A 13,399-nucleotide genomic window follows, 5' to 3' on the forward strand; every position below is an offset into this window, starting at 1 on the left:
ATCGGCTTCTCGACTACACTCGAAGCGAACGGGAATAGCAGCCTAACGCCTTAAACCAGCATCCGGCGACCGGATATGCTCCCGCCGGAACCCAGCCCCAACAGCCGCGCGGGTATCCCGCGAGCATTGCGTATCGATCCAGCAGCTTCACCAGCCAAGGCTGCCCCGTCAGCCGCACACCGGGACCGAAGAGCGCTCCTATGATCCGGTCGTGCGCCAGATTCTGCATCCCTTGGGTCATCCGCGCCGGCAGCCACCGCCGCTGCTGGACCAAAGGGGCGATAGGGTCCCATCTCCCCCCTCCGCCATGGCCGCCGACGATCACCAGATGCACGGCCATCGCTCCTCCTGCCTTCAATCAGGAAACATCCATCCTGGCGAACGAGTTATAGCCTGCATGCCTTCCACCGTCATCCGCCGCTTCGACTATGATGCCGCAGATCACCGGCTGGACGTCGAGTTCGTCAGCGGCAGGCGCTACAGCTATCGCGACGTGCCGGAAAAGCTGGTGGCGGATATGCAGAAGGCGACATCCAAGGGCGGCTTCTTCAACCGCCGGATTCGCGATCATTTCAGCTTCACGCGGCTGGATTAGATCCAGCCGGTACTCACTCCACCGTGACCGACTTGGCCAAATTCCTCGGCTGATCGACATCCGTGCCCTTCGCCACCGCCACATGATAGGCGAGCAGCTGTACCGGCACCGCATAGATCATCGGTGCGATCAGCGGATGGACCTTGGGCATGGTGATGGTCGCGATGCAGCCCTCGCCTGCCGCCTGAACACCATCATAGTCGGAGATCAGCACCACCTTGCCGCCGCGCGCCTGCACTTCCTGCATGTTGCTCACGGTCTTTTCGAACAGCGGTCCGCTGGGGGCGAGCACGATGACCGGCACCTTGTCGTCGATGAGGGCGATCGGACCGTGCTTCATTTCGCCAGCGGCATAGCCCTCGGCATGGATATAGCTGATTTCCTTGAGCTTGAGCGCTCCTTCCAGCGCCAGCGGATAATCAGGCCCGCGCCCCAGATAGAGCACATCGCGTGCTCCGGCGATCAGGTGCGCCATCCCCTCAATCGATTCGTCGTAGGCAAGGGCGCCATTGAGCGCGGCAGGCGCTTCAGCGAGGTGGCGCACCAGCTCCTTTTCCGCCCGCTCATCCAGCCGTCCCTTGGCTCGCGCCAGATTAGCGGCCAGTGCGGCCAGCACGGCCAGCTGACAGGTGAAAGCCTTGGTTGACGCCACGCCGATCTCTGGCCCCGCATGCGTAGGCAGCAACAGGTCAGCCTCGCGCGCCATGGTACTGGTCGGCACATTAACTACGGCAGCGATCTTCTGCCCCTCGGCACGAGCATGGCGCAGAGCGGCCAGCGTGTCGGCGGTCTCGCCAGACTGGCTGATGACGATCATCAGCCCGCCCTCCTCCAGCACCGGCGCGCGGTAACGGAACTCGCTCGCCACATCGACATCCGCGGGCACGCGGGCAAACTGCTCGAACCAATATTTGGCAACCATCCCAGCATAATAGCTGGTTCCGCAGGCGACGATCGTCACGCGGCGGATCGCGCCCAGGTCGAAATCCGGGATCGGCAACGACACCCGATCCTCCATCCGCTGGAGATAGGATTTAAGGGTCTGCGCTACGACTACCGGCTGCTCATAGATCTCCTTAAGCATATAGTGGCGGTGATTGCCCTTGGAGATCAGCTCGCCAGTCACGCCGGATATAGTGACAGGGCGCTCGACAGAAACATTGTCCTTGTCGAATATTTCCGCGCCCTCTCTCGTAATGACGACCCAGTCGCCTTCCTCAAGATAGGCGATACGCTGCGTCAGCGGCGCCAGCGCCAGCGCGTCCGAACCAAGATAGGTCTCCCCTTCGCCATAGCCCACGACCAGCGGCGATCCCAGGCGCGCCCCGATCAGCATATCGGGGTGGCTGCGGAACAGGATAGCGAGCGCAAAGGCCCCGTGCAGACGCGGCAGTATCTGCGCCACCGCGTCGCGCGGTGAAGCACCGGCTTCGACCAGTTCGCTTACCAGATGGGCGACGACTTCGGTGTCCGTTTCGCTGTTGAACGTCCGTCCTCGCGCCTGTAATTCCTCACGCAGCGGCTTGAAATTCTCGATAATTCCATTGTGCACCAGCGCCACTTCCTTCGTGGCATGCGGATGCGCGTTATTGGTGGTTGGAGCGCCGTGGGTTGCCCAGCGGGTATGCGCGATGCCGATCATGCCGGGAAGCGGGCAATCCCCCAATTCCTTCACCAGGTTGACCAGCTTTCCCTCAGCCCGGCGGCGATCGATCGCGCCTTCATGGACGGTCGCGACCCCTGCGCTGTCATAACCGCGATATTCCAGCCGCCTCAGCCCATCGACCAGCCGCTCCGCCACATCGTCCTTGCCGACAATACCGATAATACCACACATGAATCCTGAGCCCCAGAGCCATGAGAAATGATCCTCGCCTGCCTATGGCACGATCGACAATCCAGCGACAGGGGCCAGTATCATTCTGGACGAATTGTCACGAGCCATACATCGGGCGGTGACAGCATACGGATCGGCAACCCGCTGGTGCCGATCCCTGCGGACACGATCATCGATTTCGCACCCTCACGAAACGTGCCGCAGGCATAGCGCGTACCGTAGCGGGACGGCACATAGACGATGCCTGCAAAGGGGAACGCAACCTGCCCGCAATGGGTATGCCCCACCAACGCCAGCAAAGGCCTGTCGGGCAGAGCCGGGAATACATCAGGCCCATGAGACAGAACTATCGGCGCTCCGCCCAACGCCTGCATAGCCTGCAAAGTGCCAGGAATATCCGGGCGTCCGGTGTAGATGTCGCGCAACCCGCCGATTACCAGCGGCCCTCGGCGGACAGCCTGGTCCATCAACAACTGAATACCGATGCGATCGAACAGCTGGCGCCATTGTTTACGGCCGATCCTAGCGTGACGCCGGGCATCATGATTGCCCAACACCGCCAGGACCCCCATCGGCGCCCGCAAAGCCGCGAAGGGCGCTATGCTTGCGGCCGGGCCATAGGTCGCGCCGCCTTTGCTATCACCGATATAATCACCGCCCAACAGGATGAGATCCGGCTTCAGGCCGTTCACCTGCTGCACGATGCGCCCCATTCTTTCAGGGTTGTTGTCCGGTCCGGACAAATGGCTGTCGGTTATCAACGCCACGGTCACTGACCGCCGCTCCGCATCGGCGGGATAAGGAAGCGTTATCTCCGCGCGCCGCACGACTGGTATCGCACGTGCATTGTTTAACAGCCACAGGGCAAAGCCCAACGGCAGCAGCACGGGAATGAGTAATGCCCAGAAGCAGCCTGGGCGCCGGAGCAGATGAGTCACTTGGCCGCTTTTCGTGCCTGCATACGGGCGCGGAAACGCGCCGCCCAGCCCGGCTTTGCCTCCTGCGCGGGGCGCACGAGGCAAAGGGCGTCAGCGTCCACCGCCTTCGTCACGACGCTCCCCGCGGCGACAATAGCGCCGTCACCGATTGTAACGGGTGCAACCAGCGCGCTGTTGGAGCCGATGAAGGCCCCTGCGCCGATCTCTGTCCGATATTTGAAGAACCCATCATAGTTGCAGGTGATCGTGCCCGCGCCGACATTTGCGCGCGCACCGATGTTGGCATCACCTATATAGGACAGGTGATTGACCTTCGCGCCTTCACCCAATTCCGCCTTCTTCACTTCGACGAAGTTGCCGACCTTCGCATTGGGTCCGATCTTTGCGCCAGGACGCAGCCGCGCATAGGGACCAATCTCCGCCCCCGTATCAATGGTCGCCCCTTCAAGGTGGGAAAAGGCATGGATCACCACATTGTCGGCGACCGTAACCCCCGGCCCAAACACGACATTCGGCTCGACCAGCACATCGCGCCCAAGCACCGTATCATAGGCGAAAAAGACCGTTTCCGGGGCTATCAGCGTGGCCCCTTCACGCATTGCCTCGCTGCGGCGCCGGTCCTGCCAGGCGGCCTCGACCACCGCCTGCTCCACGCGGCTGTTGACCCCCGCGACCTCCCATGCCTCAGCTTCTATCACCGCGCTCTGGGCACCAGGCAGCATGACGATGTCGGGCAGATAATATTCGCCAGCCGCATTATCGTTGCCAATCTGGTCGAGCAGCACGAACAAGTCGGTCGATCGCACAGCCATCAGGCCCGAATTGCACAGCGTAACGGCGCGCTCATTGGCGTCGGCATCCTTATATTCGACCATCTTGCTGATGACGCCCTGACCAGAGGTGATGATCCGTCCATAGGCAGCAGCATCCTCAGGACGAAACCCCAGGACTACGGCACGCATATCATCACCCTGATTAAGCCGGTCCAACATCGCCCGCATGGTTTCAGGCCGCACCAGAGGCACGTCTCCATAAAGGATTAATATGTCACCGGCGAAACCGGCGAGCGCGTCATGCGCCTGCGCCACGGCATGGCCCGTCCCCAATTGCTGCTCCTGTACCGCGATCACGGCGCCAGTGCCGTACACCGCCGCCTCGACCTGCTCTCGGCCGGCGCCGACCACCACGACCTGTCGCTCCGGCTTGAGTTCAGCGATGCTGCTCAGCAGGTGCAAAAGCATTGGCCGGCCAGCCACCGGATGCAGCACCTTGTGCTTGGCGGACTTCATGCGCGTGCCCTGTCCTGCGGCAAGGATGATAACGGCGAGTGGGCGGGTGGCGGTCACGGCGGAACGCGTCCTCTTCTTCCTGTGAAAGATCGACAAATCTCGCCGCTATCTGCCACGTTTGGCTTGCCTTTGCCACCGCCCAGACGGCATGAGCCGCCAATGACCAGCATCCCTTTTGATATCGTCGGCTTCGACCTTGACGGCACTTTGCTTGATACCAGCGGCGATCTGGCGGCTGCGGTAAATTATGCGATCGCCATTGATGGACGCCCCCCCTTTGGTGTTGATGCGATCCGGCCATTTGTTGGCAAGGGCGCGAAGGTCATGCTGGAACGCGCACTAGTTGCGTCGGGCGGCTATGACGACGCCTTGCTGGCAAAATTGCTGCCCGTTTTGCTGGATTATTACGAGCAAAATCTGGCTGTTCACTCCGTCCCCTATCCGGGCCTGCTAGCGGCGATGGACGCGCTGGAACGGGCAGGTGCCAAGCTTGCCATCTGCACAAACAAGGCGGAACGCTTCACGATCCCGCTGCTTCATCAGATCGGTCTGTCGGACCGCTTTGCCAGCGTCGTCGGAGGCGACACTCTGGGTGTATCGAAGCCTGACCCCGCCCCTATTCATGAAATGATCGCGCGCGCTGGTGGTGGCCGCGCCATTTTCCTGGGCGATACGATCAACGATATCGCGGGCGCGCGCAACGCCCGCATCCCCAGCATAGCGGTCAGCTTCGGATTCCTTGATGGGCCCGTCCAGGAACTGCAGGCAGATGCGGTCATCCATCATTTCGATGAGTTGACGCCGCTCCTGCAAAACTGGCCGCGCTGATCTCGACATGCGCCTTTTGTCCATAACGGATCAATATCTGGTCGATTCTGGAAGTATTTGTTAACGCAGGACTTATACCGCGCTCTCGACGGCGGGCCTGCGCCTGCTCCACTCGCAACAGCAGATGAAAGTCAGCCAGCATGGGCGAGAATTTCGCTTTCTTCCTGCCGGTCATGATGGCGAGCTTCGGCGTCATGTTCCTGATCGTCGGGGGATGGAGTGCGCGCGCAGCAGGCTGGTGGAGCGCCGCTTTTTTTTGCGTGGCGGGTGGCTTTTCGGCACCGATGGGATTTGCGGCGATGCCCATGCCTCTCTGGGGTATTATCGCGGATATTCTCTTTGCCACTGGTTTTCTGCTGTTCAGCCAGGCGCTGCTCCAACGCTGGCGGCCTTCCTGGCTTTTGACGGCGCGGTTGGCGATCTGGGGCGGCTCGATACTGCTTTGCCTTCTAGCCAATATTTTTGGCAATTTGCCCCTGGAGCTTGTTGCATCCGACTTCGGCTGCTTCCTTCTGATCGCCATACCCCTCATCGCGGCAAAGGGTCATTTGCACAGCGGTGCTGATCGCACTCTGTTCGCGGCGGCGGCGCTTACCGCCTTGGACAATTTCCTACGCGGCAGCACGATACCGCTCACAATCGCCGCTAATGGAGATTTTTTTACGAGCTCCTACGCCTATCTGATGCAGGCGCTTGCATGCATATTCGGTCTATTTCTCGCGCTATCCGCGTTGGCGACGCAAATGATCGATCTGCTTCGCCGCTATCAACGCGAAGCGATGGTCGATCCCCTGTCTGGCTTGTTGAACCGCCGGGGCTTCGATGATGCGACATCCAAAATCCAGGCCGCAGGACAGCCTGGGGGTAGCCTGGTCGTCTGCGACATTGATCACTTCAAGCGAGTCAACGATAAATATGGACACGCGATCGGGGACACCGTGATCAGCGCACTCGCACGTTTGCTGACTCTAAACGCTTCTGCAGGAGCGATCTCAGCCCGCTTTGGCGGCGAGGAGTTTGTCCTGTTCCTCCCTGGCGTCGATGCCGCTCACGCTGCGGAGATCGCCAACGATATACGCATCGGCTTTACGCGGACAGTTGCGGCAAAGCTGCAAATCGATCAGGCGCTGACCGCCAGCTTTGGGCTTTCCACGGTGCAGCGCAGTGATAGTTCGATCCACGACGCCATCGCCCGCGCGGACGAAGCGCTTTATGAAGCGAAGTCGCGCGGTCGCAACCGTGTCTGCGTTCGGCGCTCCCTTTCAAGGCCCTCGCCCGCTCGCTCAGCCCCCGTCCAAACAGCCTGCGCGTGAAACAGAAAGGGCCGCCCTGAAGCGACCCTTTCATCTCGACCAAGCAGCCGATCAACGATCACATATGGATCGGCTTACCCATCACCGCCATGGCGGCTTCCTTGATCGCTTCGCTATGCGTGGGATGGGCGTGGCAGGTATAGGCGATGTCCTCGCTGGATGCACCGAACTCCATCGCCTGCGCCGCCTGCGCGATCATGGTGCCCGCAACCTTCGCGATCACCCAGACGCCCAGCACCTTGTCCGTCTCGGCATCGGCAATCACCTTCACGAAACCATCAGGTTCATGGTTGGTCTTGGCGCGGCTATTCGCCAACATGGGGAACTTGCCTACCTTGACCGGTCCGCGCTCCTTGGCGGCTTCTTCCGTCAGGCCAACACCCGCGATTTCGGGGCTGGTGTAAACTACCGACGGAATCACGTCGTGGTTCACGATCCCAGTCAGGCCTGCGATATTCTCCGCAACGGCGATGCCTTCATCTTCAGCCTTGTGCGCCAGCATGGGGCCGGGGATTACGTCACCGACGGCCCAGACGCCGGGAACCTTCGTGGCGAAGTCATGATCAGTTTCGATCTGGCCCCGTCCATTCAACTCCAGGCCGATCTTTTCAAGGCCCAGACCGTCCGTATTGGGACGGCGGCCGATCGACACCAGCACCACGTCTGCTTCGATCGTTTCAGAAGCGCCCCCGGCGGCGGGTTCGACGGTCAGCGTGACGCCCTTCTTATGCGCTTCCGCCCCCGTGACCTTGGTGCCGAGCCTATATTCGAAGCCCTGCTTCTTGAAGATCTTGTTCGCTTCCTTGCGGACTTCGCCATCCATACCAGGCAAAATCTGGTCAAGGAACTCTACGACCGTTACCTTCGCGCCCAACCGGCGCCAGACCGACCCCAGCTCCAGCCCAATGACGCCGCCGCCTATAACGACGAGGTGGCCTGGCACCTTGTCCAGTTCAAGAGCGCCGGTAGAATCGACGATCACGCCCTTCTTGTTGTCCACCTCAACGCCGGGAAGTGGCGTCACCGAGGATCCAGTGGCGATGACGATGTTCTTGGCAGTGACGGACTTGCCCGCGACTTCGACCGTGTTAGGACCAGTAAAGTTGGCAAGGCCTTTCAGCCAATCGACCTTGTTCTTCTTTAACAAAAATTCGATGCCACCGGTCAACCCCTTCACCGCATCCTTGCGCTGCCCTTGCATCGTGTCGAGATCGAGACTCATCTTGTCGATCTTGACGCCCAGCTTCGCGAGAGCGCCTCCAGCGGCTTCCTCATAAAGTTCTGAGGCATGCAGAAGCGCCTTGGACGGAATGCAGCCGACATTGAGGCAGGTGCCGCCCAACGTCTCACGGCTTTCGGCGCAGGCGGTCTTGAGCCCCAGCTGCGCGGCACGGATCGCCGCGACATAGCCGCCCGGCCCAGCGCCGATCACCAGGACGTCATAATCGAAGTCTGCCATAACAATCTCCGTCCGCCCTGAGCCTGTCAAAGGGCTTGCTTCTTGTTTGTCCCTCACACGGAAAGGACGGGGCTACGACAGACTCAGCCCGAACGGGAAGACAGGGCGGCCTTACAGGTCGATCAGCAGGCGGGTCGGATCTTCGATCGCATTCTTCACTGCGACAAGGAATGTCACCGCTTCACGACCGTCAATCAGGCGATGGTCATAGCTGAGCGCCAGATACATCATCGGACGGATGACGATCTCACCATTGCGGACGACTGGGCGGTCCTCGATCCGGTGGAGGCCCAGAACAGCCGACTGCGGCGGATTGATGATCGGGCTCGACAGCAGCGAGCCAAACACACCGCCGTTGGAGATGGTGAAGGTTCCGCCCTTCATATCTTCCATCGTCAACGTGCCTTCCTTGGCCTTCTTGCCAAAGCCGCCGATCGTCTTTTCGATATCGGCAACGCTCAGGCTCTCCGCATTGCGGATTACCGGCACGACGAGCCCGTTGGGCGCCGACACCGCGACCGAGATGTCGGCGAAGTCGTTATAGACTATCTCATCGCCCTCGATCTGCGCGTTGACACCGGGGATATCCCGAAGCGCCATACAGACCGCCTTGGTAAAGAAGCCCATGAAGCCGAGCCGAACGCCATGCTTCTTTTCAAACAAGTCCTTGTATTTGGCGCGCGCCTCAATGACGTTGGTCATATCGACGTCATTATAGGTGGTGAGCAGCGCTGCGTTGTTCTGCGCCTCCTTGAGGCGTTTGGCGACGGTCTGGCGCAAGCGGGTCATCTTGACGCGCTCCTGCTTGCGGCTGGGTCCCGCTGCCGGTGCTTCGGCGGCAGGTGCAGCCGCAGCAGCCGACGCGCTCGCCTTTGCCGTACCCGCAGCGACGGCAGCCATGACATCGTCCTTGGTCAGGCGGCCGTCCTTGCCGGTGCCCCTGATCTTGCTCGGATCAAGCCCATGCTCCAGCACCAGACGCCGCACAGCGGGCGAAAGGGTCAGATTGCCACCTTCTTCCTCATCGACAGGGGCCGATGCGACCGGTGCTGGCGCCGCTACCTCTGCCTTTGCGGCCGGAGCCGGGGCCGCCGCCGGCGTTGCTGCGGTGGCCGCGCCTTCGTTGATCATTGCCAGCAGCGCGCCGACGTTTACCGTGTCGCCTTCCTTGGCAATGATGTCGCCCAGCGTGCCCGCGACCGGCGCTGGCACATCGACAGCGACCTTGTCGGTTTCAAGGCTTACGATCGGCTCGTCTGCCTTCACCGCCTCGCCAGGCTTCTTGAGCCACTGGCCAACAGTTGCTTCGGTGACGGATTCGCCCAGGGTGGGGACTTTGACTTCGGTTGCCATGAGCTGTCTCAGCCTTTCTTCTGGCGGCGGATTTCTTCACGAACGCTGTGCCCCAGCGCATCGGCGACGAGGGCGCCCTGCTCGGCGACATGGCGCTTCGCCAGACCCGTAGCAGGCGACGCAGCAGCCTTTCGACCGGCATAGCGGGCGCGCATGGGCGCTTTGCCAGCTTGCGCCAGCGCTTCCTCGATATAGGGTTCGACGAAGAACCAGGCGCCGTTGTTGCGCGGCTCTTCCTGACACCAAACTATGTCCTCAAGATTGGTCATCCGCTTGATACGGGTGGCCAGCGCATCAGTGGCGAAGGGATAGATCTGCTCGATACGAACGATCTGAACATCCTTGTCACCCGCCGCGTCGCGCGCTTCGAGTAGATCGTAGAATACCTTGCCCGAACAGAGGACCAGACGCCGGGTTTCGCGATCGTCCGCCGCGTTGGGATCCGACAAGATACGCTTGAAGTGGGTATCTCCCTGGAAATCCTCCGCCTTGCTGACCGCCAGCTTGTGGCGCAGAAGCGACTTGGGCGTCATGATGATCAGCGGCTTACGGAAAGACCGCAGCATCTGACGGCGCAGAACATGGAAATAATTGGCGGGCGTCGTGATGTTCGCGACCTGGATATTTCCCTCCGCACAAAGCTGGAGAAAGCGTTCCAGGCGGGCCGAGCTATGTTCCGGCCCTTGCCCTTCATAGCCATGCGGCAACAGGCAGACGAGGCCGTTGGACCGCAACCACTTCGTTTCGGAGGATGCAATATACTGATCGAACACAATCTGAGCCCCGTTGGCGAAATCGCCAAACTGGGCTTCCCAGAGCACGAGGCTCTTGGGATCCGCGAGCGCGAAGCCATATTCGAAACCAAGCACGCCATATTCGGAGAGCGGCGAGTCCAGCACCTCAAAACGGCCGTGCGGAACGGTGGAGAGCGGGATATATTTATTCTCGCTGTCCTGATCGACCCAAACGGCATGACGCTGGCTGAACGTGCCGCGGCCTGAGTCCTGACCCGAAAGGCGGACGCCGTAGCCTTCCGACAGGAGCGAGCCGAATGCCAGCGCCTCGCCGGTCGCCCAGTCGAAGTTCACACCGTTCTTGAACATCTCGGCCTTGGCTTCGATCACGCGCTTCAACGTCTTGTGGACGTTCAGTCCCTCAGGAACCGTGGTCAGCGTCTTGCCGAGGCTGTCGAACAGCTTCGGACTGATCGCGGACTCAACATTCTGGCGTGCCGTTTCGGCATCAGCGGGCTTATGCAGGCCCGACCAGCGGCCAGCGAACCAGTCGGCCTTGTTGGCCTTGTAGCTCTTCGCCGCTTCGAACTCTTCTTCCAGATGATTGACGAAGTCGCCGGTCACCTTGTTCACGAAATCATCGTCAACCACGCCTTCCGCCTTGAGCCGCGCTGAATAGACGTCGCTGACAGGGGGATGCTGGCGGATCTTCGCGTACATCTGCGGTTGGGTGAAGCTGGGTTCGTCACCCTCATTGTGGCCGAAGCGGCGATAACACCACATGTCGATCACGATATCGCGATGGAAGGTCTGGCGATATTCGATCGCCAGTTTGCATGCGAAGGTGACAGCCTCGGGATCGTCACCATTGACGTGCAGGATCGGCGCCTGAACGCCCTTCGCCACATCGCTGGGGTAAGGCGACCCGCGCGAAAACTGCGGCGAGGTCGTGAAGCCGATCTGGTTGTTGACGATGAAATGAATACAACCACCGGTATTGTAGCCGGACACACCCGAAAAGCCGAGGCATTCCCACACGATGCCTTGGCCTGCAAAGGCGGCGTCGCCGTGGATCAGCACAGGCAGGACCTGCTCATGCTTGTTCAGATCGTCACGGAAGGTCTGCTGCGCACGCACTTTACCCAGGACAACCGGATCGACTGTTTCCAGGTGCGACGGGTTGGGCACCAGCGACATGTGGACCTTGATGCCGTCGAACTCGCGATCGGTGGAGGTGCCAAGATGATATTTGACGTCACCTGAACCGCCGACATCCTCAGGGTTTGCAGTGCCGCCAGAGAATTCATGGAAGATAACGCGGAAGCCCTTGGCCATTACATTAGCCAGGACATTGAGACGGCCGCGATGGGCCATGCCATATACGATCTCGCGGACACCCAGTGCGCCGCCATGCTTGATGATCGCTTCGAGCGCGGGAATCATGGACTCGCCGCCATCCAGGCCGAAACGCTTGGTGCCGACATATTTGCGGCCCAGGAATTTTTCGTACTGCTCGCCCTGGATCACCTTGGACAGGATCGCCTTCTTGCCCTCTGGCGTGAAGTGAATCTCCTTGTCCTTGCCCTCCAGCCGGTCCTGCAGGAAACGGCGTTCCTCGACATCGGCAATGTGCATATATTCGAGGCCGACATTGCCGCAATAATTGGCACGCAGGATCGCCACAATCTCGCGCACGGTCGCATATTGCAGGCCAAGGGCGCCGCCGAGATAGATTTTTTTCTCAAGGTCATGCAGACCATGATATTCTGCCGTCAGGTCGGCGGGCAGATCACGATGCGTGAGGCTTAAGGGATCAAGATTCGCCGCCAGATGCCCGCGCACGCGATAGGTGCGAATAAGCAGTTGCGCGCGGATCGCATCATCAGCGGCGCTGACGGCGTCCGCATCTGAAACCGCTTTGCCCGACGCCTTGGCAGCCGCCTTCACAGCCACCTGCATCTGCGTAGGATCAAGGGCGCCGGTCAGGTCATCCGTGTCCGTCAGCGGCCAGTTGGAGCGTGCCCAGCTAGGTCCGCGCTCAGCCTCAAAATCCTGGTTTTCGTAACCCATTTAATGCGTCCCATGCCAACCGCGTGCAGTCGCGGAGCGGGGTAACAAGCGACCGGGGTGCAGCCCGGTCGCCTTGTCTGCTCTGGCTTAGCCCTTCAGCACTTCCACCAGGGTCGAGCCAAGCTCAGATGGGCTGGCGGCAACCTTGATGCCGGCAGCTTCCATCGCCGCGATCTTGCTTTCCGCGTCGCCCTTGCCGCCCGACACGATCGCGCCGGCATGACCCATGCGGCGGCCCGGAGGCGCCGTGCGGCCAGCGATGAAGCCAGCCATCGGCTTCTTGCGGCCACGCTTGGCTTCGTCGATCAGGAACTGGGCGGCCTGCTCTTCCGCGTCGCCACCGATTTCACCGATCATGATGATCGATTCGGTCGCGTCATCGGCCAGGAACAGCTCCAGCACGTCGATGAAGTTGGTGCCGTTGACCGGATCGCCGCCAATGCCGACCGCGGTGGTCTGGCCCAGGCCCGCATTGGTGGTCTGGAACACCGCTTCGTAGGTCAGGGTGCCGGAGCGCGAGACGACGCCCACAGAGCCCTTGGAGAAGATCGAACCGGGCATGATGCCGATCTTGCATTCGTTCGGCGTCAGGACGCCGGGGCAGTTCGGGCCGATCAGGCGCGACTTGCTGCCGGACAGAGCGCGCTTTACGCGTACCATGTCGAGCACCGGAATACCTTCGGTGATGCAGACGATCAGCGGGATTTCGGCATCGATCGCTTCAAGGATCGAGTCGGCCGCGAACGGCGGCGGAACATAGATGACCGACGCGTCGGCACCCGTCTTCGACTTGGCTTCGGCAACAGTATCGTACATCGGCAGGCCAATGTGGCTGGTGCCACCCTTACCCGGCGTCACGCCCGCAACCATCTGCGTGCCATAGGCCAGCGCCTGTTCGGTGTGGAAGGTACCGGTGGCGCCGGTCAGACCCTGGGTAATGACCTTGGTGTTCTTGTTCACCAGAATGGACATGTCAGTCCCTT

The 13,399-nt window shown here is 60.9% G+C and carries 11 protein-coding genes; 3 read left to right on the forward strand and 8 right to left on the reverse strand.

The genetic code is table 11. The features are described from left to right. Nucleotides 1–13 precede the first annotated feature (13 nt). Nucleotides 14–340, reverse strand: a complete 327-nt coding sequence (locus tag B6S01_RS03705) for a hypothetical protein (RefSeq protein ID WP_037461879.1) — start codon at nt 338–340, stop codon at nt 14–16. A gap of 57 nt (nt 341–397) precedes the next feature. Between B6S01_RS03705 and B6S01_RS03710 the strand changes: the two genes are divergently transcribed. Continuing rightward, on the forward strand, nt 398–595 hold the full coding sequence (locus B6S01_RS03710) for a KTSC domain-containing protein (RefSeq protein ID WP_037461876.1): 198 nt from the start codon (nt 398–400) through the stop codon (nt 593–595). Between the two features lie 13 nt (nt 596–608). Here B6S01_RS03710 and glmS read toward each other — a convergent pair whose 3' ends face one another. The 3 genes from glmS to glmU form a co-directional block, all read right to left on the reverse strand. Continuing rightward, the gene (gene glmS / locus B6S01_RS03715; protein ID WP_037461873.1) at nt 609–2,432 is read right to left on the reverse strand and encodes a glutamine--fructose-6-phosphate transaminase (isomerizing); all 1,824 of its coding nucleotides are present in this window, start codon (nt 2,430–2,432) and stop codon (nt 609–611) included. Between the two features lie 80 nt (nt 2,433–2,512). Further along, complete coding sequence (locus B6S01_RS03720) at nt 2,513–3,361, reverse strand: metallophosphoesterase (protein WP_407695193.1); 849 nt, start codon at nt 3,359–3,361, stop codon at nt 2,513–2,515. Nucleotides 3,362–3,366: 5 nt separating this feature from the next. Then, complete coding sequence (gene glmU, locus B6S01_RS03725; RefSeq protein WP_231567913.1) at nt 3,367–4,659, reverse strand: bifunctional UDP-N-acetylglucosamine diphosphorylase/glucosamine-1-phosphate N-acetyltransferase GlmU; 1,293 nt, start codon at nt 4,657–4,659, stop codon at nt 3,367–3,369. A gap of 159 nt (nt 4,660–4,818) precedes the next feature. Between glmU and B6S01_RS03730 the strand changes: the two genes are divergently transcribed. Next, on the forward strand, nt 4,819–5,487 hold the full coding sequence (locus tag B6S01_RS03730; RefSeq protein ID WP_037461864.1) for an HAD family hydrolase: 669 nt from the start codon (nt 4,819–4,821) through the stop codon (nt 5,485–5,487). A gap of 140 nt (nt 5,488–5,627) precedes the next feature. Next, nucleotides 5,628–6,800 carry a GGDEF domain-containing protein gene (locus tag B6S01_RS03735; protein ID WP_037461861.1) on the forward strand — a complete coding sequence of 391 codons (1,173 nt, stop codon included), beginning with the start codon at nt 5,628–5,630 and terminating at the stop codon, nt 6,798–6,800. 58 nt (nt 6,801–6,858) lie between these two features. Here B6S01_RS03735 and lpdA read toward each other — a convergent pair whose 3' ends face one another. The 4 genes from lpdA to sucD form a co-directional block, all read right to left on the reverse strand. Further along, complete coding sequence (gene lpdA, locus B6S01_RS03740) at nt 6,859–8,259, reverse strand: dihydrolipoyl dehydrogenase (RefSeq protein ID WP_037461860.1); 1,401 nt, start codon at nt 8,257–8,259, stop codon at nt 6,859–6,861. Nucleotides 8,260–8,370: 111 nt separating this feature from the next. Continuing rightward, nucleotides 8,371–9,612, reverse strand: coding sequence for a 2-oxoglutarate dehydrogenase complex dihydrolipoyllysine-residue succinyltransferase (gene odhB, locus B6S01_RS03745; RefSeq protein WP_037461856.1), 1,242 nt, complete (start codon nt 9,610–9,612; stop codon nt 8,371–8,373). 8 nt (nt 9,613–9,620) lie between these two features. Next, nucleotides 9,621–12,416 carry a 2-oxoglutarate dehydrogenase E1 component gene (locus tag B6S01_RS03750; protein WP_037461855.1) on the reverse strand — a complete coding sequence of 932 codons (2,796 nt, stop codon included), beginning with the start codon at nt 12,414–12,416 and terminating at the stop codon, nt 9,621–9,623. An 87-nt stretch (nt 12,417–12,503) separates the two neighbouring features. After that, entirely contained in the window at nt 12,504–13,388 is an 885-nt protein-coding gene (gene sucD / locus B6S01_RS03755; protein WP_037461853.1) for a succinate--CoA ligase subunit alpha, read from the reverse strand. Between the last annotated feature and the right edge of the window lie 11 nt (nt 13,389–13,399).

It is taken from the genome of Sphingobium herbicidovorans (assembly GCF_002080435.1).
GTDB lineage: Bacteria > Pseudomonadota > Alphaproteobacteria > Sphingomonadales > Sphingomonadaceae > Sphingobium > Sphingobium herbicidovorans.